This window comes from Variovorax sp. 38R (assembly GCF_014843395.1).
Classification (GTDB): domain Bacteria; phylum Pseudomonadota; class Gammaproteobacteria; order Burkholderiales; family Burkholderiaceae_C; genus Variovorax; species Variovorax paradoxus_H.
Window position 1 is genome coordinate 3,375,692 of the sequence record NZ_CP062121.1, and the last position, 21,207, is coordinate 3,396,898.

The following is a 21,207-nucleotide window of genomic DNA, read 5'->3' on the forward strand; positions in this document are numbered from 1 at the left end:
TTTTTCTTGCTTTTTGCCGACGTTGAATCCGGCAAAGCCTTGGATTATAGCGTGCTGTTTCTCGCAATTTCGTCGAGAACCCACCCTGCCGCACATTGACCGAAGGTGGCGGTCACGCTGACCACCGATCCGTACCCGTGGCAGTTGAGCGAACCGTCGCCCGAATCGATCTGACAGGACGCATCGGGCGGTGCCACGCTCTCGCGGCTGAACACGCAGGTGACGCCGATCTTGCGGCCTTCGCGCGGTGCACCGTGCAGCTTGCGCAGCCGCTGGCGAAGCTGGGCCAGCAATGGGTCGTGGGTGACGAGCGACAGGTCGTCGATGTCGACCTTGTGCGCCTGCCGCTTGCCGCCTGCCGCACCGACCGTGATGAACGCGGTGCTGCGCGACACCGTGCGCGCCCATGCCGCCATGGCGAGCTTGGCCTTCACCTGGTCGCAGGCATCGATGACCGCGTGCACCGGCCCGTGGGCCGCCTGCGCGGTCTCGAGCAGCGACGCCCAGTTGTCGGGCTCGACGAACTCGTCGATGGCGAGCACCTGGCACTCGGGGTTGATCTGCGCGATGCGTTCGCGCATGGCTTCGACCTTGGCCTGCCCCACGGTGGAGTCGAGCGCGTGGATCTGGCGGTTGATGTTCGACTCCGACACGTGGTCGAGGTCGATGAGCGTCAGGCGCCCCACTCCGCTGCGCGCCAGCGCCTCGACCGCCCACGAACCCACGCCGCCGATGCCGACGACCAGCACATGGGCATGGCGGATGCGCGTGGCACCGGCCACGCCGTACAGGCGCTCGAGACCGCCGAATCGACGCGCAAAGTCAGGCGCCGCGGTGTCGGTGACGACATCCGCGGCGGCCATGGGGAGAGACGAGGCTTCGGGCGAAGCGCTCAAGCGGAAAGCTCCGCTGAAACGGTCATTGCATCAACGCAGGCGCGACAGACGCTCGCGGCCAGCTTGTGCGGCTTCCGACTGCGGGTAGGCCTTGGTCAGGTCTTCCAGCGTGCGGCGTGCGGCGCGCGTGTCTTTCAGTTCGATCTGGCAGTTCGCGATCGACAGCACGGCTTCGGGCGCCTTGGCATGGTCGGGCGCGAGCGAGAGCATCGAACGGAAATTGGCGATGGCTTCGTTGTAGTTGCGCGTGGCGTACTGCGCATTGCCGAGCCAGAACAGCGCGGACGCGTTGTAGCCGCTTTGCGGGTAGCGCTTCACGAACTCGGCGAACGCGGTTTGCGCTTGTGCGAATTGGCCGGAGCGGAAGATGCCAAGGGCCGCTTCGAAGTCGGCCTTTTCCTTCGGATCGGCGTTGAACTCGCGGCCGTCGATCGAGACCTTGGACGGCTCGTTCTGCTTGAGCTTGTCGTCGATGGTGCTCTGGCGCGACTGCATTTCGCTCAGCGTGCGCGTGAGCTGCTCGTTCTGGCCGGTCATGCGCGCCAGTTCGCCGCGCATCTGCTCGATCTGGCTTTGCAGGTCGAGCAGGCTGCGACGCAGCTGGCCATTTTCGTCGGCCAGGCGCTGGTCGGTCTGCTGGCGCATGGCTTCGACGCGCTGGCGCAGGTCGAGGATGGCCTTGCGGGCCTCGTCGTCCTCGAACAGCGCAGCCTGCGAGCCGGCCGACGCGCAGAGCAAGGCGGCGGCGAGGGCCGCGCCTCGCCACAGGGCACGTGGTTGCATCACCGGGTGTAGCGGATTTCAGCGCGGCGGTTCTGCGCCCACACTTCTTCACCCGCGCCTTGGGCCGCGGGCTTTTCCTTGCCGAAGCTCACGGCTTCGATCTGGCTGTCGCTCACGCCCAGCAGCGTGAGCGCACGGCGCACGGCTTCGGAACGCTTCTGGCCGAGGGCCAGGTTGTACTCGCGGCCGCCGCGCTCGTCGGTGTGGCCTTCGATCGAGATGCGACGTTGCGTGGCGCCCTTGAGGAAGCGCGCGTGGCCGTCGATCACCGACTGGAACTCGGGCTTGACCGTGTAGCTGTCGTAGTCGAAGTACACGATGCGCTCGACGCCGACCGGACCTTGCGCCGTGTTGGCGTTGGGGTCGATGGTCACGGGCGCCACGGCGGCAGCGCCGCCTTGCTGGCCGCCGGCCGTGCCGCTGCGGTCGGTGACCGGCGTTTCGTTGAGCTTGGTGCCCGACGAGCAACCGGCGATGAGCGCCACGATGGCGAGCGAATAGATGGTGCGTTTCAACATGTTTGCGAACTCCTCAAGTAAATTTATCTGGTCAATGCTTATTGCTTTTGAAACGGACCCCAGTCCGGTTCGCGGATGTCTCCCGCCTGGCCCGCCAAACGGGCTTTGATTTTTCCGTCCAGCGTGGTCGTCATGAGCGCCTCGCGACCTTGCAGGTGCGTGGCATAGACGATCAGCTTGCTGTTGGGTGCGAAGCTCGGGCTCTCATCGGCCGTGGTGTCGGTGATCGCGGCGACATTGCCGGTGGCCAACTCCATCACGTGGAGTTTGAACGCACCGCCGACCCGCGAGATGTAGGCCAACCACCGGCCATCGCCGCTGACGGATGGAGAAATGTTGTAGGAGCCGCTGAAGGTGACCCGCGTCGGGTTGCCGCCGCCGGCGCCCATCTTGTAGATCTGGGGCGCACCGCCGCGGTCGCTCACGAAGTAGATCGTGCTGCCGTCGGCCGAGTACACCGGCTCGGTGTCGATGCTCGAGCTTTGCGTGAGGCGGCGCGGTTCGCCGCCGCTGGCCGGAATGGTGAACAGCTGCGAGCCGCCGTCGCGGCTGAGCGTGACCGCCAGCGAGCCGCCGTCGGGCGCCCAGGCCGGGGCGCTGTTGGAGCCCTTGAAGTTGGCGAGCAGCCGGCGCTGGCCGCTGGCCACGTTGTGCACGTAGACCACGGGCTTGCGCGACTCGAAGGACACATACGCCAGCTGCTGGCCGTTGGACGACCAGCAGGGCGAGATGATCGGCTCGGGGCTGGCCAGCGCGGCCTGCGCGTTCTCGCCGTCGGCGTCGGCCACCCACAGCGAGTAGCGGCTGCCGCCCTTGGTGACGTAGGCGATGCGGGTCGAGAAGATGCCCTTGTCGCCGGTCAACTTTTCATAGACGTAGTCGGCGATACGGTGCGCCGCCAGGCGCAGGTCGCCCTGCGGCACGGTGTAGCTCTGGCCGCCGAGGTCGCGGTCTTTGACCACGTCCCACAGGCGGAAGCGCACGTCGTAGCGGCCATCGCCCAGCCGGCTGACGCTGCCCACCACGAGCGAATCGGCGGTGCGCTGGCGCCACAGGGCGAGGTCGGGTCGCGAGGACTCGTCGAGCGCCTGGCCCGAAGCATCGACGCCGCGGAACTGTCCGCTGCGTTCGAGGTCGGCCTGGACGATGTCGGAAATCTTCTGGGGCGAGGCATCCTGCCCCCGGAAAGGCACGAGCGCGATCGGCAGCTGCGTCAGCCCCACACCCGACACCTCGACCCGGAACTGGGCCAGGGCGGGAAGCATGGGGGAAGCAGCAAGGGCCGCGATGAGGCTGCGGCGCGCAATCAACGATGAAGAAGGAGTTGGGGAAAGATCTGGCAACGGCTTGTTCATGCGGTTCGGAGAGGTTTCCGGGTAAAAAGTTTCTCCCCGGCGTTTCACGGGCCACATGTTACACACTGGGTTGGACCCGCCGTCACAAAACGTTTATCCGGCGAAATGGTCCTACAGGGGCTCTGAAAGGCGGCCGGAGCCGCCCCGTAAAATCCGCCGCCTATGCAAGCATCCCCCGGCAGCGAGAGCGCCCGCCCTCCCCTCATGCGCCGGCTGGCGCGACTCATGACCTGGTTCGGCAGTTCGCGCCAATGGTGGGCAGTGGGGCTGATCGGCGCCCTGCTGGCCGCGCTCACCGAGCCGCTCATGGCCGCCCTGCTCAAGCCGCTGCTCGACCGGGGCTTCACGCGCGGCGAGATGCCGCTGTGGTTCATTCCGGCCGCCGTGCTGCTGCTGTTCGCGGTGCGTGGCATCGCCCAATTCATTTCGCAGTACGCGCTCTCGCGCATCGCCAACGAAGGCATGCAGAAGCTGCGCCGCGTGCTGTTCGAACGGCTGCTCGGCGCCGAGCTGGCGCTGTTCGCGCGGCAGTCGGCCAGTGCGCTGTCGAACACGGTGGTGTACGAGGTGCAGACCGGCGCCATGCTGCTGGTGCAGGCGCTGCTCGGCCTCTCGCGTGACGGCTTCACGCTGATCGCGCTACTGGGCTACCTGGTCTACCTGAACTGGAAGCTCACGCTCATCGTCGCCTTCCTGGTGCCCAGCATCTCGTGGATCATGAAGGTGTTCTCCAAGCGCCTGTACAAGCTCACGCAGCAAGGCCAGCAGGCCACCGACGAGCTGGCCTACGTGGTCGAGGAAAACGTGCTGGCCCACCGCGTGGTGCGGCTGCATGGCGCCGAGCAGGCGCAGGAGCGCCGCTTCGAGCAACTGAGCCAGCGCCTCAACCGCCTGGCCGTGAAGTCGACCATTGCCCAGGCCGCCACCACGCCGCTGACGCAGATGATGGCCGCGCTGGCGCTGTCGATCGTGGTGATGATCGCGCTCTGGCAAAGCGGCGAGCAGGGCTTCACGGTGGGTGGCTTCGTCGCCTACATCACGGCCATGCTGATGCTGATCGCGCCGATCCGCCGCCTCGCCGAGGTGGCCGGGCCGATCACGCGCGGCCTGGCTGCGCTCGAGCGCGGGCTGATCCTCGTCGACGAAGTGGCGCCGGAATCGCAGGGCGACTACCGCGTCGAGCACGCGCAAGGCCACATCGAGCTGCGCAATGTCGAGGTCAGCTACCGCGGCGAAGACGGACTGCGCGCGCTCGACGGTGTGAACCTCGTCATCGAGCCGGGCCAGGTGGTGGCCTTCGTCGGCCCGTCGGGCTCGGGCAAGACCACGCTGGTCAACCTGCTGCCGCGCTTCGTGCAGCCCAGCGGCGGCCAGGTGCTGCTCGACGGCCACGACACCAGCGAGTGGCAGCTCAAGAGCCTGCGCGCGCAGTTTGCGATGGTGAGCCAGGACGTGGTGATGCTCAACGACACGCTCGCCGCCAACGTGGCACTCGGCGGTGACATCGACATCGCGCGCGTGCAGTCCTGCCTCGAAGCGGCCAACCTGAGCGCGCACGTCGAGACGCTGCCGCAGGGCATCGACACCGTGCTGGGCCACAACGCCACGCAGCTCTCGGGCGGCCAGCGCCAGCGGCTGGCGATTGCCCGCGCGCTCTACAAGAACGCGCCCGTGCTGCTGCTCGACGAAGCCACGTCGGCACTCGACACCGAATCGGAACGACTGGTGCAGGACGCCCTGCAGCGCCTGATGCAGGGCCGCACCACGCTGATCGTGGCGCACCGCCTGTCGACCATCCAGCATGCCGACCGCATCATCGTGATGGAGCAAGGCCGCATCGCCGAGCAAGGCAGCCATCAGCAGCTCATGGCGCGCGACGGGCTCTATGCACGGCTGCAGACGCTGGCAGTGCGCAGCGCGGCGCCGGGGCAGGACCCGACGCTCTGAACCTCAGCGCGCAGTGCCGGCAGCGGCGCGCGCCTTCTTCGCGGCCGGTGCGGCGTTCTGCGGCGGCAGCGTGCCATCGGACACCAGCACGCCCGTCGACAGGATGAATTCCGCGGCGCTTTCAATGTCGCCCTGCAGCGCAGCCCGGGCCTTGGCGCCGTCGCGGCGCTTCAATGCGGCCAGCAGCGCCGCATGGTGCGACATCGCCACCTTGTCCCCCACGCGGCGCGAGCCGGCCCGCAGGTCGTAGTTGAGGATGGGGCCGATGCGCAGCCACAGCGCCTCGATCATCTGCAGCAACACCGGCATGTCGGCGGCGGCGTAGACCGCAAAGTGGAACTCCTTGTTGAAGGTGACGAGCTTCGAGCCGTCCGGGCTGGCCGCATTCATTTCGGCCGCGAACTCGTCGTGCCAGCGCGTGATGTCGCGCAGCGCCACCGCGCCCGATGCCGAGGCGGCGAGCTCCGTGGCCAGGCCTTCGAGATTGGTGCGGATGGTGGTGATTTCCTTGAACTGCGCCTCTGTCATCCGGGGCACGCGCAAGGTGCGGCTGGGCGTCAGTTCGAGCGCCTGCTCGGCCACCAGGCGCTGCATCGCTTCGCGCACCGGCATCACGCTCACGCCCAGTGCCTCGGCCGCGCTGCGCAATGAAATCTGCTCGCCCGGCATCATCTGCCCGCTCATCACGAGGTCGCGCAACTGGTCGTAGACGTTGGCGCTGAGCGTCTGGCGCTTGAGGGGGGTGACGAGATCGGTGAGGCTCATGCGTTGAAGTATATGGCAGGGGTATTCCCCATGAATTATCTGTGATCACAGATATACGATCCCGATCATTCCAATATCGACCCCAAGGATCTCTTCAGCATGTGGAACAACAACTCCCTCGCCGGCCGGCGCGTGCTCGTCACCGCCGGTGCCAACGGCATCGGCCTGGACATCGTGCGCAGCTTCGCGGCGGCGGGCGCCAAGGTCTTCGTCTGCGATGTGCAGGCTGCCAGCCTCGACCAGTTGGCGCGTGAACTGCCCGAGGTGGGCCGCTGCGTCGCCGACGTGTCCAGGGAGGACGACGTGGCCCGCCTGTTCGAGGCCGTCGACCGCGAACTCGGCGGCCTCGACGTGCTGGTGAACAACGCCGGCGTGGCCGGCCCGACCGGCCCGGTCGAGACCGTCTCGCTCGCCGACTGGGAGCGCACGATGGCCGTCAACGTCACCGGCCAGTTCCTCTGCGTGCGGCAGGCCGTGCCGCGGCTGCGCAAGGGCCGCCTGCCGGCCATCATCAACCTGTCGTCGGCCGCCGGGCACCTGGGCATGCCGGGGCGCTCGCCCTACTCCGCCTCGAAGTGGGCCGTGATCGGCTTCACGAAAACGCTGGCGCTCGAACTCGGCCCCGACGGCATCCGCGTCAACGCGATCCTGCCGGGTGCGGTCGACGGTCCGCGCATCCGTGCGGTCATTGCCGCCAAGGCCGAGGCCCTGGGCAAGCCGCTCGATGAAGTGACGCGCGCCTACACCGCGCAGGCCGCACTGGGACGCATGGTGACGGCCACGGACATCGCCAACATGGTGCTGTTCGCTGCGAGCGACCTGGCCGCCAGCGTCACGGGCCAGGAGCTCGTGGTGGACGGCCACACGCAGGCACTGAGCTGATCCGCTCGCCTCCCCTTTCTTTCCCTCTTCTTCTTTTCCGGACACCTCATGGCCCAACGCCCCAAAGCCATCATCACTTGCGCCCCCACGGGCGCCATCCACACGCCCAGCATGTCGCCGCACCTTCCCGTGACGGCCGACGAGATTGCGCAAGCCTCCATCGAAGCCGCCCGCGCCGGCGCTGCGATCCTGCACCTGCATGCGCGCGACCCGAAGGACGGCCGCCCGTCTCAAGACCCGGACCTGTTCCGCCCCTTCCTTTCGAAGATCAAGGCCGCGACCGATGCGGTGATCAACATCACGACCGGCGGCAGCCCGCACATGAGCGTCGAGGAGCGCATGCGCCCGGCCACCACCTTCAAGCCCGAACTCGCGTCGCTCAACATGGGCTCGATGAACTTCGGCCTCTTTCCGATGCTGGAACGCTTCAAGTCCTTCGAACATGAATGGGAGCGCGAGCACCTGGAGAACAGCCGCAACCTGATCTTCAAGAACACTTTCGCCGACATCGAGAACATCCTGAAGCTCGGCAACGCCAACGGCACGCGCTTCGAGTTCGAGTGCTACGACGTGAGCCACCTCAACAACCTGCGGCATTTTCTCGACCGCGGGCTGGTGCAGGCGCCGGTCTTCGTGCAGACGGTCTTCGGCATCCTGGGCGGCATCGGCGCCGACCCCGAAGACCTGATGCACATGCGCCGCACCGCCGCGCGGCTGTTCGGCGACCGCTTCGAGTGGTCGATCCTGGGCACCGGGCGCAACCAGCTGCCGCTGGCCACCATCGGCGCGGCCATGGGCTCGCACGTGCGCGTCGGGCTCGAAGACTCGCTGTGGATCGGCCCGGGCCGACTCGCCGCGTCGAGCGCCGAACAGGTGCTGCGCATCCGCGCCGTGCTGGAGGCGCTGAACATCGACATCGCGACACCCGCCGAGGCGCGCGACATCCTTGGGCTCAAGGGCGCGGCGAACGTCGACTTCTAGCCCTGCGCCAGAAATACCCGGCCCGGCACATCGACCGGGCCGCATCTGCACGTCGGCGCACGCCGGCGACCTTCCGCCAGAACACGACAGGACAGGAGAGAGACATCCCATGCCACACACATCCATCCCCGCCACGCCGCCGGGTCTGCGGGCCAGACAGGCCGTCGACGAACAGGCCTCGCTCAATGCGCTGATCTTCCGCAAGCTCATGCCGCTGCTGGTGCTGGCCTACGTGATCAGCTTCATCGACCGCACCAACATCGCGCTGGCCAAGAGCCACATGGCCGTGGACATCGGCATCTCGGCGGCCGCCTACGGGCTGGGCGCGGGCCTGTTCTTTTTGAGCTACGCGCTGCTCGAAGTGCCCAGCAATCTGGTGATGCACCGCGTGGGCGCCCGTTGGTGGATCGCCCGCATCATGATCACGTGGGGCCTGCTGTCGGCCGGCATGGCGTTCGTGACGGGCGAGACCTCGTTCTACGTGATGCGCATCCTGCTCGGCGCGGCGGAAGCCGGTCTGTTCCCGGGCGTGATGCTGTACCTGAACTACTGGTTCGGCCGCAAGGACCGCGCACGCGCCACGGGCTACTTCCTGCTCGGCGTGTGCATCGCGAACATCCTCAGCGGCCCGGTCGGCGGCGCGCTGCTGCAGATGGACGGCCTGTGGGGCTGGCATGGCTGGCAATGGATGTTCGTGCTCGAAGGCCTGCCCGCCGTGGCGCTGGCCTTCGTGGTCTGGCGCAAGCTGCCCGACGGCCCCTCGACCGCCAGCTGGCTCACGCGCCCGCAGGCACAGGCCATCGAACGCCAGCTCGCCGCCGAACGCGCCGAGGACGTGGCCAACGGCCAGGTCGGCGAATCGTTTCGCGCCTGCCTGGTCGACCGGCAGATCTGGCTGGCGATCTTTGTGTACTTCTGCCACCAGATCAGCATCTACACGGTGATCTTCTTCCTGCCGAGCATCATCGGCACCTACGGCAAGCTCTCGCCGCTGGAGATCGGCGCGCTCAACTCGCTGCCGTGGGTGGCTGCCGCCGTCGGCGCCATTGCGTTGCCTCGGCTTGCGGTCACGCCGCAGCGCGGGCGGCTCCTGCTGCTGGTCGGGCTGGTCTCGATGGCGGTCGGCTTGCTGATCGCTGCCTTCGCGAGCCCGGCCATTGCGCTGGCCGGCTTCTGCCTCACCGGCTCGATGTTCTTCGTGGTGCAGTCCGTGATCTTCCTGTTCGCGTCGTCACGGCTGGCCGGCGTGGCGCTGGCAGGCGGACTCGCGTTGGTGAACACCTGCGGCCTCGTGGGCGGATTCATCGGCCCGTCGGTGATGGGCTGGATCGAGCAGAGCACGGGCAGCACGAAGAACGGCCTGCTGCTGATCGCCGGCATGCTGGTGGCCGCCGCGCTGGCCAGTATCTGGATGCGGCAAGGCCAGGAGTCGAAGCGCTGACCCGTCGTTGCCACGGGCCGCGCGCTCGTCGTCAGAGCAGCACGATGTCGTACTGCCCCTGCCCGATCGCCGGCTCCGACTGCAGCGAGATCGGCTTGCCGATGAAGTCGCTCAGCCCCGCGAGGTGCTGGCTCTCCTCGTCGAGGAACAGCTCGATGACTTGCGGCGACGAGACGATGCGGAACTCGCGCGGCGTGAACTGGCGCGCCTCGCGCAAGATTTCGCGCATCACGTCGTAGGCCACGCTGCGCGCGGTCTTCACGATGCCCTGTCCGCTGCAGGCCACGCAGGGCTCGCACAGCATGTGGGCCAGCGATTCGCGCGTGCGCTTGCGCGTCATCTCGACGAGGCCGAGCTGCGAGAAGCCGCCGGCCGTGGTCTTCACGCGGTCGCGTGCGAGCTGTTTACGGAACTCGGCGAGCACCTGCTCGCGGTGGTCGTCGCGCGCCATGTCGATGAAGTCGACGATGATGATGCCGCCCAGGTTGCGCAGGCGCAGCTGCCGCGCAATCGCTTGTGCGGCCTCGAGGTTGGTCTTGAAGATGGTGTCGTCGAAGTTGCGCGCACCGACGAAGCCGCCGGTGTTCACGTCGACCGTGGTCAGCGCCTCGGTCTGGTCGACCACGAGATAGCCGCCCGACTTCAGGTCGACGCGCCGGCCCAAGGCCTTGGCGATTTCCTCGTCGACCGAATACAGGTCGAAGATCGGCCGCTCGCCCTTGTAGTGCTGCAGCTTGCCGGCCGCTTGCGGCATGAATTCGAGGCCGAACTTGAGCAGCACCTCGAACTGCTCGCGCGAGTCGATGCGGATGGTCTGCGTGTCTTCGGAAGTCATGTCGCGCAGCACGCGCTGCAGCAGGCTCAGGTCCTGGTGCAGCAGCGACATGGCCGGCATCCGGCCCGAGGCCTCGCGGATGCGCGTCCAGGTCTTGCGCAGGTAGGCGATGTCTTCGGCCAGCTCGGCGTCGGCCGCGTCTTCGCCGTTGGTGCGCAGGATGAAGCCGCCCGTGTTCACGGGCACCACGCCGCCGCTCTCGGCGGCTGCGGCCGCTTCGATGAGCGCCAGCATGCGGTTGCGCAGCGACTCGCGCTGGTCGGGCGGGATCTTCTGCGACACGCCGATGTGGTTGTCCTGCGGCAGGAACACCAGCAGCCGGCCCGCGATGCTGATCTGCGTGGACAGCCGCGCGCCCTTGGTGCCGATCGGGTCCTTGATCACCTGCACCAGCAGCGACTGGCCTTCGAACACCTGCTTCTCGATGGGCACCATCGGCCCGCCGTTGCGGTGGTCGCGCTCGGGCGGCGTGGCGCTCGGGCGCGAGCCCGGCGTGAACGGCGAGACGATGTCGGCCACGTGCAGGAAGGCGGTGCGCTCCAGGCCGATGTCGATGAAGGCCGACTGCATGCCCGGCAGCACGCGCGAGACCTTGCCCAGGTAGATGTTGCCGACCAGCCCGCGCTCGAGCGTGCGCTCGACGTGCAGCTCTTGCACCGCGCCGTGCTCGACCAGCGCCACACGGGTCTCTTGCGGAGACCAGTTGATCAGGATGTCTTGCATGGAATTCTTAAGTATTGAAACCAGCGCTTCGAAGCAGCTGCGCGGTCTCGAACATGGGAAGTCCCATGATGCCCGAATAGGAGCCGCTGATGTGCTCGACGAACGCAGCCGCCGCACCTTGAATGGCATAGGCGCCGGCCTTGCCGAGCGGCTCGCCGCTGGCGGCGTAGGCCGCGATCTGTTTCTTCGTGAGTGTCGCGAAGCGCACGCGCGACACGCTCAGCGCCGCATGGCGACGACGGCCGTGTTGCAGCGCGACAGCGGTGAGCACGCGGTGCGTGGCGCCGGACAGGTGCGCGAGCATGCGTTCGGCGTCGCGTGCGTCCTCGGGCTTGCCGAGGATGGTGCGGCCGAGCGCGACCGTGGTGTCAGCGCAAAGCACGGGCGCATCGGCCAGGCCGAGGCGCTTGCGGCGCGCGACGGCGGCATCGAGCTTGAGGGCGGTGACGCGCTGCACGTAGGCGGTCGGCGATTCGTTCGGCAGCAAGGCTTCGAGCGCCTCTGCATCTTCGTCGGGGCCGGCGAGCAGCAGTTCGTGGCGCACGCCGAGCTGGCCGAGCAATTGGGCGCGGCGCGGGCTTTGCGACGCGAGGTAAATGAAGTCAGGCAAGTTCAGGTCTCCGTGGTGGGCCCCACCGCCGGCCCCGTGGTCATTCCCGGTGGTACGGATGGCCCGCGTTGACCGACCACGCCCGGTAGAGCTGTTCGACCAGCAGCACGCGCGCCATGGCGTGCGGCAGGGTCAGGTCGGACAGGCGGATGCGTTCATGCGCCGCGGCCTTGAAGGCCGGATCGAGCCCGTCGGGGCCGCCGATGACCAGCGCGACGTCGTCGCCCTCGACCTGCCAGGTCTGCAGCCGTGTGGCCAGCGCCTTGGTGGTGAGCGCGGTGCCGCGCTCGTCGAGCACCACGATGCGCATGCCGCGGGCGATGGCGCCCTCGATGCGCTCGCGCTCGGCGGCATACAGCGTCTCGAGGGTCTTGGAGCCGCGTGGCTCGGTCTTGACGGCACGCAGCTCGAGCTTGAGCTCCGGCGGGAAGCGCTTGGCGTAGTCGTCCCAGGCAGTCTGCGCCCAGTCGGGCATGCGCTGCCCGACGGCGACCACCAGCAGCTTCATGCGCGGCGGGCGGGTGCCTTCTTGGCCGGCGCCTTCTTTGCAGCGACCTTCTTGGCGGCCGGCTTGCCGACGACCTTCACCGGCACGCGTGCGGTGCCCGTGGCGGACTTCTTCGCAGGCGCCTTCTTGGCAACGGTCTTGCCCGCGGTCTTCGAGGGCGCGCGCTTTGCCGGGGCCTTGGCGGCCTTGGCTTCCTGCTCGGCCGCGCGGATTGCCGTCTTGGCGGCGCTCGAACGGCGCAGGCTCGGCGTCTTGGCGGCGGGCGTCTTCTTCTCTTCGGCGCCCTTCACGGACGAAGCGGTGGCCAGCGCGGGCTTGGTGGCACCGAGCTTGGCGCGCACCGGTTTGTCGCCCCAGATCTCTTCGAGGTGGTAGTACTGGCGGATGGCGGGCTGCATGATGTGCGCCACGGCCGCGCCGCAGTCCACGATGATCCACTCGCCGTTTTCCTCGCCCTCGGTGCGCGGCTTGGCAAAGCCGGCCTCACGCACGGCGTCGCGCACGCTCGAAGCGAGCGCCTTGGTCTGGCGGTTGGAGGTGCCCGACGCCACGATCACGCGCTCGAACAGCGGCGAGAGGTGCTCCGTGTCGAATACCTGGATGTCCTGCGCCTTGACGTCTTCGAGACCATCGATGATGGCTCGCTGGAGTTTTTGGATGTCTTTTTTGGCGGCGGCTTCAGTGGTCATCAGGCAGAGCGGTAGAGGTGGTGTTGGTCAATATAGCGTGCAACCGTGGGCGGAACCAGCGAGGAAATGTCCACACCCGACGCCACACGCCGCCGAATATCGGTGGCGCTGGTGTCCATGGCGGCAGGCAGTTCAAGCGCCTCGAAACGCGCGCCAGCCGGGAGGCCGGGCAGCTGTTTCGGATCAAAACGAGTGACGTCACCCGTCGATAGTGCGCGATACGCTACAGAAACGATAGCAATGCCGAGTATATCCTGCCAGCCGTGCCAGGTCGGCAAGGCAGCCGCCTGGTCCGCGCCCATCACCAGAACGAGCTGTGCGCCGGGCTGTTCTTTCTGCAATTCATGCAGCGTGTCGAGCGTGTAGGTCGGGCCGTCACGCAACACTTCGCGGCTGTCGATGACGACCTTGCCTCGCAGTTTGCCGAAAGCCAGTTGCGCCATCGCGAGGCGATCTTCCTTCGGCGTGAGCGTGCGGCTCTTGTGCCAGGCCTGCCCCGTGGGAATGACGTGCAGCTCCGTCAGATCGAGTTGCGCCAAGGCAGCTTCGGCGAGTGCGACGTGGGCGTTGTGCGGCGGGTCGAAGGCCCCGCCGAAGACGCCGATGCGCAAAGCGGAACCGGAGGGGCTCACACCCAGTCCCGACGCACGATGAAGTCGCTGTACAGCGCGGCTTCGGGGCTGCCCGCTTCGGGCTGTTGCTGATAGGCCCAGCTCGCGAGCGGTGGCATCGACAGCAGGATCGATTCGGTGCGTCCGCCCGACTGCAGGCCGAAGTGCGTGCCGCGGTCCCACACGAGGTTGAACTCGACGTAACGTCCGCGCCGGTACAGCTGGAATTCGCGCTCGCGCTCGCCGTACGGCATGCCGCGGCGGCGCTCGACGATCGGCAGGTAGGCCTGCAGGAAGGCATCGCCGACCGAGCGGATCAGCGCAAAGCCGTTCTCGATGCCGCCCTCGGCGAAGTCGTCGAAAAAGATGCCGCCGATGCCGCGCTGTTCGTTGCGGTGCTTGAGAAAGAAATACTCGTCGCACCAGGTCTTGAAGCGCGGGTACTTGTCGGCGCCGAAGGGTGCGAGCGCATCGCGGCACACGGTATGAAAGTGCGCCGCGTCTTCTTCGAAGCCGTAGCACGGCGTGAGGTCCATGCCGCCGCCAAACCAGCACACGGGCTCGCCGCCGCCCGTAGGCTGCGCGGCCAGCATGCGCACGTTCATGTGGACGATCGGTACGTAGGGATTGCGCGGGTGGAACACCAGCGACACGCCCATGGCCTCGAACGGCGCACCCGACAGCTCGGGGCGGTTCTGCGTGGCCGAAGGCGGCAGCTTGGCGCCGCGCACCTGCGAGAAGCCGACGCCGGCACGCTCGAGCAGCGCGCCGCCTTCGAGGATGCAGGTCAGGCCGTTGCCCTGCAGCGGCTCGCCGGGCTCTTTCTGCCAGGCATCGCGCACCGCGCTGCCGCCGTCCGCCGCCTCGACCGCCGAGATGATCGATTGCTGCAGTCCGCGCAGGTAGTCGCCGACCGCCTTCGGCTGGGTGGCTGGCATCAGGATTGGGGCGTGTTGCGCGCGTTCAGCGCGCGGTAGCCGATGTCCTTGCGGTACTGCGCACCGTCGAACTGCACGCGCGCCGCGACCTCGTAGGCGCGCTGCTGCGCCTGCTTGACGCTGTCGGCCAGCACGGTGACGCAGAGCACGCGGCCGCCGCTGGTCTTGAGTTCGCCGTTTTCCAGCGTGGTGCCCGCATGGAACACCACGGCATCGGGCGCCTCGGCCGGAATGCCGCTGATGCGGTCACCCTTGCGCGGCGACAGCGGGTAGCCGTGCGCGGCCATCACCACGCCGAGCGCCACGCGCCGGTCCCACTGCAGCTCGACCTGGTCGAGCGTGCCGTCGGTGGCGTGCCAGAACACCTCGAACAGGTCGGACTTGAGCCGCATCATGATCGGCTGCGTCTCGGGGTCGCCCATGCGGCAGTTGAATTCGAGCGTCTTGGGCTGGCCGGCCGCGTCGATCATGAGGCCGGCATAGAGGAAGCCGGTGAACGGAATGCCGTCCTTTTCCATGCCGCGGATGGTTGGCAGGATGATCTCGCGCATCGCGCGCGCATGCACCTCGGCCGTGACCACGGGCGCGGGCGAATACGCACCCATGCCGCCGGTGTTCGGGCCTTCGTCGCCGTCAAGCAGGCGCTTATGGTCCTGGCTGGTGGCGAGCGCGGCGACGTTCTTGCCGTCGCACATCACGATGAAGCTGGCTTCTTCGCCCTGCAGGAATTCTTCGATGACGACGCGTGCGCCGCCTTCGTTGTGCGACACGCCGAACTTGTTGTCGACCAGCATGAAGTCGACGGCCTCGTGGGCTTCCTGCGCGGTCATGGCAACCACCACGCCCTTGCCGGCGGCCAGGCCGTCGGCCTTGACGACGATCGGCGCGCCCTTGGCGTCGATGTACGCATGGGCCGCAGCGGCGTCGGTGAAGGCTTCGTATTCGGCCGTCGGAATCTTGTGGCGCTTCATGAAGGCCTTCGAGAAGGCCTTGGAGCTTTCGAGCTGCGCGGCCGCCTGCGTCGGGCCGAAGATGCGCAGGCCGTGCGCGCGGAACTCGTCCACCACGCCGGCCGCCAGTGGCCCCTCGGGGCCGACCACGGTCAGCGCGATTTTCTCGGCCATCGCCCACTCGCGCAGCGCGGCCGGTTCGGTGATGTCGATGCAGTCGTAGCGTTCGTCGCTCACGGTGCCGCCGTTGCCGGGCGCCACGTAGACGCGGCTGACCCGGTTGCCCTGCGCCAACCGCCACGCCAGTGCATGTTCGCGGCCCCCTCCTCCAATCACCAGTACCTTCATTCGCGGGCTTTCGTTTGTCGCTGTGGATCCATCATTGATTCGCTCAGTCGGACAGTGCGGCGTTGTGATAAACGTCCTGCACGTCGTCCAGGTCCTCGAGCACGTCGAGGAGCTTCTGCATCTTGGCGGCGTCTTCGCCGGTCACGTCCACGGTGTTCTCGGCGCGCATCGTGATTTCGGCGGCATCGGGCTTCAGGCCTGCGGCTTCGAGCGCGTTTTTCACGGCCTCGAAGTCGCCGACGGCGGTGAGCACCTCGATGGCGCCGTCGTCGTCGGTGATCACGTCTTCGGCGCCGGCTTCGAGGGCCACTTCCATGACCTTGTCCTCGCTGGTGCCGGGCGCAAAGATGATCTGGCCGCAGTGCTTGAACTGGAAGGCCACCGAGCCTTCGGTGCCCATGTTGCCGCCGTACTTGGAGAAGGCGTGGCGCACTTCGGCCACGGTGCGCACGCGGTTGTCGGTCATGGTGTCGACGATGATCGCCGCACCGCCGATGCCGTACCCTTCGTAACGAATTTCTTCGTAGTTGACGCCTTCGAGGTTGCCCGTGGCCTTGTCGATGTTGCGCTTGACGGTGTCGATGGGCAGGTTGACCGCCTTGGCCTTTTCGACCGCCAGCCGCAGCCGGGGGTTGGCGCTGAGGTCGGCGCCGCCGGCGCGTGCCGCCACCGTGATTTCACGGATGGCGCGGGTCCAGAGCTTGCCGCGCTTCTCGTCCTGGCGGCCCTTGCGGTGCTGAATATTTGCCCACTTGCTATGTCCGGCCATGGCTATCTCTCTCGCTGTCGTGTGTTTTCAAAGCAAGTGTGGAGTTTACTGTCCGGCGCACACAACGCTCCCCGGCGCCCGGGATTTCGGACCGGGCCTTTTGGTGATAATCGTTTGATGACGCCATCGCCCTCTGCCGGTACGGGAAATCCCGACATCCTGCCGCCTCACACGCCGCTTCCGCTGTATTACAAGAACGAGGCAGAGCACCAGGCTTTCCTGCGACGCATCTTCGACAGCACGGCCGCCGACTACGACCGCATCGAAGCGGTGCTGGCCTTCGGCACGGGCCCCGCGTACCGGCGCGACGCGCTGAAGCAGGCCGGCCTCGCAACGGGCGCGCAGGTGCTCGACGTGGGCATCGGCACCGGGCTCGTCGCCCGCGAGGCTTTGAAGCTTATCGGCTCGACCGGCCAGTTGGTCGGCGTCGACCCCAGCGTGGGCATGATGGGCCAGGTCCGGTTGCCCGGCGTCGAACTCATTCAAGGCGTCGCCGAGGCCCTGCCCCGGCCCGATGCCAGTTGCGATTTCGTGAGCATGGGCTACGCCATGCGCCACATCAGCGACGTGGCCGCCGCGTTCTCCGAATTCCATCGCGTGCTGCGCCCTGGCGGCCGCGTGGTGGTGCTTGAAATCACCAAGCCCGAAGGCCGCATCGCCACCGCACTGCTCAAGGGCTACATGCGCGCCGTGGTGCCGCTGATCGCCCGCGTGGTCGGCCGCCGCAGCGACACCTCGGAGCTGTGGCGCTACTACTGGGACACCATCGAGGCCTGCATTCCGCCCGAGCGCGTCATGCAGGCGTTGGGCGCTGCCGGCTTCGGCGAGGTGCGCCGCTACGCAAGCCTCGGGGTCTTCTCCGCCTACACCGGTCGCAAACCCGAATCCACCGCCGACAAGGCCCGCTGAACGTGCGCCCGCAGGACGATCACCCTCACTCTTCCCTGCGCGTGGAGCGCCTCTCGCTGCCGGACAGCCTTGCGCTGGCCACGCACAGCCATGCGCCCTTTGCTGCGTTCGGCTACGGCACGCCGCACGGTGTCGCCTGGATGCCCACGGTGAATGCGCGTGTGCTGTCACCACAAGGCGCCATGGCCGACGTCTGGCATGTGAGCGACGGTGCCCAGGTCAAGTCGGGCACGACGGGCATCGCGCGCTGGCGCACCGACGGGCACTGGCTGCTGGGTGCCATCGATCTCGATGAAGCCGTCGAAGGCCAGAGCCTGACCGAGCTGTCGCAGCGCGCCTACCGCGACCTGTTCCGCACGCTCGAGCAGGCCGGCACGCCGCACCTGCAGCGCATCTGGAACTACCTGCCGCGCATCAACGCCGACGGCGGCGGGCTCGAGCGCTACCGCCAGTTCAACCTCGGCCGGCAAGAAGCTTTCTTCGAAGCCGGCCGCGCCGCCTTCGAGGGCGCTCCGGCTGCCTGCGCGCTGGGCATCCGCCAGGGCGCACTGTCGATCCGTTTTCTCGCGGGACGTGCCGCGCCGCTGCCGGTCGAGAACCCGCGGCAGGTGTCGGCCTACCGTTATCCCGAAACCTACGGCCCGCGCTCGCCGACCTTCTCGCGCGCTGCGCTGGCAGACATTGGCGACGGTCAGGTGGCACTTTTTATTTCGGGCACCGCGAGCATCGTCGGCCACGAAACCGTGCACCACGGCGACGTGCGTGAGCAGGCCCGCGAAACGCTGCGCAACCTCGAGGCCGTGATCGCTTCCGCCCATGCGCAGACCACGGCGCGCTTCTCGCTCGACGCGCTCGATTGCGTGGTGTACGTGCGGCATCCGTCGGACACCGACGCCGTGCGCGAGGTGATCGAAGCCGCGATCGGCGCCCAGGCGCCGATGGCCCGCCATGCCGTGTACCTGGAAGCCGACATCTGCCGCAGCGATCTGCTGGTCGAGATCGAGGCCCACACGGTCGCCGCCGGCCGGCCGCAGGCCGCCTGAGCGGCCGGCCGTTCGCCCCGTTCGCCTGCCCGACCGACACCACCATTCATGAACGTGCTGCGTTTTCTCACGTCGATCCCGCTCGCGCTGATGCTCTACGCGCTGCTGCTGTTCCTCGGCCTGATCTCGCTGGGCTGGAACTTCGTCGCCATGCTGCTGTACCCGGTGATGCCGGCCGTTCCGGCGCGCGCGCTGGGCCGCATGACCATCGCCTTTGCCTACCGGATGTTCTGGTGGCTCGCTTCCATCACCGGCATGATGCGCATCGACGCCTCGTGCCTGGACCCGATGCGCAACGAACCCGGCGTGATCTTCGTGGCCAACCACCCGACCATGCTGGACGCGCTGCTGCTGGTGGCGCGGCTGCCGCGCAGCGCCTGCATCATGAAGGCCGAGCTGATGGGCAACATCTTCCTCGGCGCGGGGGCCCGGCTGGCGCGCTACATCAGCAACAAATCGGCCCGCACGATGGTGCGCCTGGCGGTCAACGACCTGCGCCAGGGCGGCCAGCTCGTGATCTTCCCGGAAGGCACGCGCACGGTGACGCCGCCGCTCAACCCCTTCCGTCCCGGCACCACGCTGATCGCCAAGCTGGCGCAGGCGCCGATCCAGACCGTGTTCATCGACACCGACTCGCCCTACCTCGGCAAGGGCTGGCCGCTGTGGCGCGTGCCGCCGCTGCCCATCGTCTTCACGCTGCGGCTGGGCAAGCGCTTTGCACCGACGCAGGACAGCGATGCGTTGCAGGTCGAGCTGGAACACTATTTCCGTCAACACATGGAGCAGCGCGCCACCGACGCGTCCCCCGAATGCCAGCAGACGCCTCGCGCACCCACCTTGTCCTGATTCCCAGCTACAACACGGGCGAGCGCCTGTTCTCGACAGTCGCCGCCGCGCGAGCCCAATGGAACCCGGTGTGGGTGGTGATCGACGGCAGCGACGACGGCACGGGCGAGCGACTGCAGCAGATGGCGGCCGGCGATCCCGGCCTGCGCGTGTGGGTGCTGCCGCAGAACCAGGGCAAGGGCTCGGCGGTGCTGCACGGCTTGCGGGTCGCGAAAGAAGCCGGCTTCACGCATGCGCTCACGATGGATTCCGACGGGCAGCACCCGGCGGACCTGATCCCCTCTTTCATGAGCGCCTCGCTGGCGCGGCCCGAGACGATGGTGCTGGGCCGGCCCGTGTTCGACGCCAGCGCGCCGCTGCTGCGGGTGCGCGGGCGGCGCGTATCGAATGGCTGGACGCAGCTCGAAACGCTGTTCGCAGGCGTCGGCGATTCGCTCTACGGCTTTCGCGTGTACCCGGTGGTCGACCTGATCGCGGTGATGGCGCGGCAACCCTGGATGCGGCGCTTCGACTTCGACACCGAGGCGGTCGTGCGGCTGGCCTGGCGCGGGGTCAAGCCGGTGAACATCGATGCGGCTGTGAAGTACCTGACGGCCGAGGAAGGCGGGGTGTCGCACTTCCGCTATGGCCGCGACAACGTGCTGCTGACTTGGATGCACACGCGGTTGATGGTCGAGTTTGTCTTGCGGCTGCCGGGGCTGCTGATTCGCAAGCTGCGCGGCGCACCGCCGTTTCAGCCTTAGCAGGCTGCTGAATCAGGCCTCGTCCAGTTCCATGTCGAAAGGCGTGATGGACTGAAGGCGGTCGAACCGCAGTTCCACCGCGCCGCACCATGCATGCACCAGCGCGATCATGTGGCGCACGCCCGGTCCGTCGTTGACGCGGCCCATGAGGTCGACGGGGCGCTGTTGCCCGAACGCCAGTGCCAATTGCACCAGTTGTTGATGGATCAGCACGCCCTGGCCGGCCATGGCGCCGACATCCCAGCTGTCACGTGCGCTCACGACCACATGGCGCAGTTGGCCGAGCGGGTGGCGCGTGACGCTGCGGCGCAGCAGCGAGGCGGTTCGGATCTCGATGCTGCGCTCGCCGCTTTCAGGATCGACGAAGAAGCGGGTCTCGCGCAGCGGCCCGCCGAACCAGCGCAGGCGCATCAGCCTGATGCCCAACCAGCACATGAAGGCGCCAGTGCCGATCATCGCCACCGTCAGCGCGCCGAACAGCAGCCAGTGGTACCAGGCCTCGGGCGATTCCTCTACGAGCCCGGCAATCATCATCGGCGTGGCCGACAGCATCGCCAGCCCCAGGAGCAGGACGCCCAGGCCCATCAGCCACCACATGAACCTGCCCATGCGCATGTGGCGTGGAAAGAGCCGCAGCTGCGTCCCGTGGGGCACGCAGGCGTAGCCCGCATCGAACAGCAGGCGGTCCGGCGCCAGCATGCTCGCCAGCATGGCGGCCAGGCCGAGCGTGCCCAGTGGCGCTGCGACCCAGGGGATGAGCATTTCGGCGGCGAGAGAAAGGTCCTTGTACATAAGTCGGCTTGTCGTTGTCGCAGTCGGTGGTGCAGCACCACCGTGAAGGCCTGCAGGATACCCAAGGGCTGCGGCGGCCTCCACTTCAACCCGGTCGAATTCGTCCATGACGATGACCTCGCAGGCCCGTTGACGCGGGGAAGAAAATCAACACTTGTTGAGTCCCTTTTTGAGGGGCGCCCGACAGGCGGTACGGCGCGGTCGGCCCCACTGTGCCGGCCGCTTCGCGGCTTCCCTGCGGTGCTCGCGTTTCGCGGGGTCTCGCAGAACTCGCCTTCGGCTCAAACAGCTGCGAGCCCTGATCCGCGAAACGCTGCGCTCCTCG

22 protein-coding genes are annotated in these 21,207 nt (G+C 67.5%); 8 read left to right on the plus strand and 14 right to left on the minus strand.

Annotation, left to right across the window (positions count from 1 at the left end):
* Positions 1-44: 44 nt before the first annotated feature.
* The 4 genes from IG196_RS15480 to tolB form a co-directional block, all read right to left on the minus strand.
* Positions 45-863: a ThiF family adenylyltransferase gene (locus IG196_RS15480; RefSeq protein WP_192197029.1), complete on the minus strand. Its 819-nt coding sequence runs from the start codon at positions 861-863 to the stop codon at positions 45-47.
* A 63-nt stretch (positions 864-926) separates the two neighbouring features.
* Positions 927-1,679 (minus strand): tol-pal system protein YbgF, encoded by a 753-nt coding sequence (ybgF, locus tag IG196_RS15485; protein ID WP_101491727.1) that lies wholly within the window; start codon positions 1,677-1,679, stop codon positions 927-929.
* The gene (pal, locus tag IG196_RS15490; RefSeq protein WP_101491728.1) at positions 1,679-2,197 is read right to left on the minus strand and encodes a peptidoglycan-associated lipoprotein Pal; all 519 of its coding nucleotides are present in this window, start codon (positions 2,195-2,197) and stop codon (positions 1,679-1,681) included. Before pal ends, ybgF begins: the two co-directional genes overlap by 1 nt.
* Positions 2,198-2,235: 38 nt before the next feature.
* Entirely contained in the window at positions 2,236-3,462 is a 1,227-nt protein-coding gene (gene tolB / locus IG196_RS15495; protein ID WP_225617056.1) for a Tol-Pal system beta propeller repeat protein TolB, read from the minus strand.
* Between the two features lie 252 nt (positions 3,463-3,714).
* On the opposite strand from tolB, the gene msbA reads away from it, so the two are divergent.
* Positions 3,715-5,499, plus strand: coding sequence for a lipid A export permease/ATP-binding protein MsbA (msbA, locus tag IG196_RS15500; RefSeq protein ID WP_192196837.1), 1,785 nt, complete (start codon positions 3,715-3,717; stop codon positions 5,497-5,499).
* A gap of 3 nt (positions 5,500-5,502) precedes the next feature.
* On the opposite strand, the gene IG196_RS15505 is transcribed toward msbA, so the two are convergent.
* Positions 5,503-6,264: a GntR family transcriptional regulator gene (locus IG196_RS15505; protein WP_192196838.1), complete on the minus strand. Its 762-nt coding sequence runs from the start codon at positions 6,262-6,264 to the stop codon at positions 5,503-5,505.
* Between the two features lie 99 nt (positions 6,265-6,363).
* On the opposite strand from IG196_RS15505, the gene IG196_RS15510 reads away from it, so the two are divergent.
* From IG196_RS15510 to IG196_RS15520, 3 genes are all read left to right on the plus strand, one after another.
* Positions 6,364-7,146, plus strand: coding sequence for an SDR family oxidoreductase (locus IG196_RS15510; RefSeq protein ID WP_192196839.1), 783 nt, complete (start codon positions 6,364-6,366; stop codon positions 7,144-7,146).
* Positions 7,147-7,194: 48 nt separating this feature from the next.
* Positions 7,195-8,127: a 3-keto-5-aminohexanoate cleavage protein gene (locus tag IG196_RS15515; protein WP_192196840.1), complete on the plus strand. Its 933-nt coding sequence runs from the start codon at positions 7,195-7,197 to the stop codon at positions 8,125-8,127.
* A 109-nt stretch (positions 8,128-8,236) separates the two neighbouring features.
* On the plus strand, positions 8,237-9,568 hold the full coding sequence (locus IG196_RS15520; protein ID WP_192196841.1) for an MFS transporter: 1,332 nt from the start codon (positions 8,237-8,239) through the stop codon (positions 9,566-9,568).
* Between the two features lie 31 nt (positions 9,569-9,599).
* Here IG196_RS15520 and rng read toward each other — a convergent pair whose 3' ends face one another.
* Genes rng through IG196_RS15560 form a run of 8 tightly spaced genes read right to left on the minus strand, consistent with a single transcriptional unit; the run spans position 9,600 to position 16,549 of the window.
* Positions 9,600-11,126 carry a ribonuclease G gene (rng, locus tag IG196_RS15525; protein ID WP_153284119.1) on the minus strand — a complete coding sequence of 509 codons (1,527 nt, stop codon included), beginning with the start codon at positions 11,124-11,126 and terminating at the stop codon, positions 9,600-9,602.
* A 7-nt stretch (positions 11,127-11,133) separates the two neighbouring features.
* Positions 11,134-11,736 carry a Maf family protein gene (locus IG196_RS15530; RefSeq protein WP_192196842.1) on the minus strand — a complete coding sequence of 201 codons (603 nt, stop codon included), beginning with the start codon at positions 11,734-11,736 and terminating at the stop codon, positions 11,134-11,136.
* Positions 11,737-11,776: 40 nt separating this feature from the next.
* Positions 11,777-12,244 (minus strand): 23S rRNA (pseudouridine(1915)-N(3))-methyltransferase RlmH, encoded by a 468-nt coding sequence (rlmH, locus tag IG196_RS15535; protein WP_062470115.1) that lies wholly within the window; start codon positions 12,242-12,244, stop codon positions 11,777-11,779.
* The gene (rsfS, locus tag IG196_RS15540; protein WP_101491737.1) at positions 12,241-12,933 is read right to left on the minus strand and encodes a ribosome silencing factor; all 693 of its coding nucleotides are present in this window, start codon (positions 12,931-12,933) and stop codon (positions 12,241-12,243) included. The genes rlmH and rsfS overlap by 4 nt, the downstream gene beginning before the upstream one ends.
* Positions 12,933-13,565, minus strand: a complete 633-nt coding sequence (nadD, locus tag IG196_RS15545) for a nicotinate (nicotinamide) nucleotide adenylyltransferase (protein ID WP_153284116.1) — start codon at positions 13,563-13,565, stop codon at positions 12,933-12,935. The genes rsfS and nadD overlap by 1 nt, the downstream gene beginning before the upstream one ends.
* Positions 13,562-14,482, minus strand: coding sequence for an oxygen-dependent coproporphyrinogen oxidase (hemF, locus tag IG196_RS15550; RefSeq protein ID WP_192196843.1), 921 nt, complete (start codon positions 14,480-14,482; stop codon positions 13,562-13,564). The genes nadD and hemF overlap by 4 nt, the downstream gene beginning before the upstream one ends.
* The gene (gene purD / locus IG196_RS15555) at positions 14,482-15,780 is read right to left on the minus strand and encodes a phosphoribosylamine--glycine ligase (RefSeq protein WP_192196844.1); all 1,299 of its coding nucleotides are present in this window, start codon (positions 15,778-15,780) and stop codon (positions 14,482-14,484) included. Before purD ends, hemF begins: the two co-directional genes overlap by 1 nt.
* Positions 15,781-15,823: 43 nt before the next feature.
* A complete protein-coding gene (locus IG196_RS15560) occupies positions 15,824-16,549 on the minus strand; it encodes a YebC/PmpR family DNA-binding transcriptional regulator (protein ID WP_099789518.1) in 726 nt (241 codons plus the stop codon).
* 117 nt (positions 16,550-16,666) lie between these two features.
* Here IG196_RS15560 and IG196_RS15565 point away from each other — a divergent pair, with 117 nt between their 5' ends.
* From IG196_RS15565 to IG196_RS15580, 4 genes are read left to right on the plus strand one after another with little or no spacing between them, the layout of a single operon-like run.
* Positions 16,667-17,458 carry a class I SAM-dependent methyltransferase gene (locus IG196_RS15565; protein WP_192196845.1) on the plus strand — a complete coding sequence of 264 codons (792 nt, stop codon included), beginning with the start codon at positions 16,667-16,669 and terminating at the stop codon, positions 17,456-17,458.
* A 2-nt stretch (positions 17,459-17,460) separates the two neighbouring features.
* On the plus strand, positions 17,461-18,501 hold the full coding sequence (locus IG196_RS15570; RefSeq protein ID WP_192196846.1) for a Rid family hydrolase: 1,041 nt from the start codon (positions 17,461-17,463) through the stop codon (positions 18,499-18,501).
* A 48-nt stretch (positions 18,502-18,549) separates the two neighbouring features.
* A complete protein-coding gene (locus IG196_RS15575) occupies positions 18,550-19,347 on the plus strand; it encodes a lysophospholipid acyltransferase family protein (protein WP_192196847.1) in 798 nt (265 codons plus the stop codon).
* Positions 19,311-20,090, plus strand: coding sequence for a glycosyltransferase family 2 protein (locus IG196_RS15580; protein WP_192196848.1), 780 nt, complete (start codon positions 19,311-19,313; stop codon positions 20,088-20,090). The genes IG196_RS15575 and IG196_RS15580 overlap by 37 nt, the downstream gene beginning before the upstream one ends.
* A gap of 12 nt (positions 20,091-20,102) precedes the next feature.
* Here the strand turns inward: IG196_RS15580 and IG196_RS15585 are convergent, their stop codons facing one another.
* Positions 20,103-20,882, minus strand: a complete 780-nt coding sequence (locus IG196_RS15585) for a hypothetical protein (protein ID WP_192196849.1) — start codon at positions 20,880-20,882, stop codon at positions 20,103-20,105.
* Positions 20,883-21,207 lie beyond the last annotated feature (325 nt).

Excerpts from the sequence above, each read along its gene's own strand:
- ybgF (WP_101491727.1), bottom strand. The coding sequence starts at position 1,679 with ATGCAACCACGTGCCCTGTGGCGAGGCGCGGCCCTCGCCGCCGCCTTG.
- IG196_RS15505 (WP_192196838.1), bottom strand. The coding sequence starts at position 6,264 with ATGAGCCTCACCGATCTCGTCACCCCCCTCAAGCGCCAGACGCTCAGC.
- IG196_RS15575 (WP_192196847.1), top strand. The coding sequence starts at position 18,550 with ATGAACGTGCTGCGTTTTCTCACGTCGATCCCGCTCGCGCTGATGCTC.
- rsfS (WP_101491737.1), bottom strand. The coding sequence starts at position 12,933 with ATGACCACTGAAGCCGCCGCCAAAAAAGACATCCAAAAACTCCAGCGA.
- rlmH (WP_062470115.1), bottom strand. The coding sequence starts at position 12,244 with ATGAAGCTGCTGGTGGTCGCCGTCGGGCAGCGCATGCCCGACTGGGCG.
- IG196_RS15480 (WP_192197029.1), bottom strand. The coding sequence starts at position 863 with ATGGCCGCCGCGGATGTCGTCACCGACACCGCGGCGCCTGACTTTGCG.
- IG196_RS15580 (WP_192196848.1), top strand. The coding sequence starts at position 19,311 with ATGCCAGCAGACGCCTCGCGCACCCACCTTGTCCTGATTCCCAGCTAC.
- rng (WP_153284119.1), bottom strand. The coding sequence starts at position 11,126 with ATGCAAGACATCCTGATCAACTGGTCTCCGCAAGAGACCCGTGTGGCG.
- IG196_RS15515 (WP_192196840.1), top strand. The coding sequence starts at position 7,195 with ATGGCCCAACGCCCCAAAGCCATCATCACTTGCGCCCCCACGGGCGCC.
- purD (WP_192196844.1), bottom strand. The coding sequence starts at position 15,780 with ATGAAGGTACTGGTGATTGGAGGAGGGGGCCGCGAACATGCACTGGCG.
- IG196_RS15565 (WP_192196845.1), top strand. The coding sequence starts at position 16,667 with ATGACGCCATCGCCCTCTGCCGGTACGGGAAATCCCGACATCCTGCCG.
- IG196_RS15510 (WP_192196839.1), top strand. The coding sequence starts at position 6,364 with ATGTGGAACAACAACTCCCTCGCCGGCCGGCGCGTGCTCGTCACCGCC.
- tolB (WP_225617056.1), bottom strand. The coding sequence starts at position 3,462 with ATGCTTCCCGCCCTGGCCCAGTTCCGGGTCGAGGTGTCGGGTGTGGGG.
- pal (WP_101491728.1), bottom strand. The coding sequence starts at position 2,197 with ATGTTGAAACGCACCATCTATTCGCTCGCCATCGTGGCGCTCATCGCC.
- IG196_RS15520 (WP_192196841.1), top strand. The coding sequence starts at position 8,237 with ATGCCACACACATCCATCCCCGCCACGCCGCCGGGTCTGCGGGCCAGA.
- hemF (WP_192196843.1), bottom strand. The coding sequence starts at position 14,482 with ATGCCAGCCACCCAGCCGAAGGCGGTCGGCGACTACCTGCGCGGACTG.
- IG196_RS15585 (WP_192196849.1), bottom strand. The coding sequence starts at position 20,882 with ATGTACAAGGACCTTTCTCTCGCCGCCGAAATGCTCATCCCCTGGGTC.
- msbA (WP_192196837.1), top strand. The coding sequence starts at position 3,715 with ATGCAAGCATCCCCCGGCAGCGAGAGCGCCCGCCCTCCCCTCATGCGC.
- IG196_RS15560 (WP_099789518.1), bottom strand. The coding sequence starts at position 16,549 with ATGGCCGGACATAGCAAGTGGGCAAATATTCAGCACCGCAAGGGCCGC.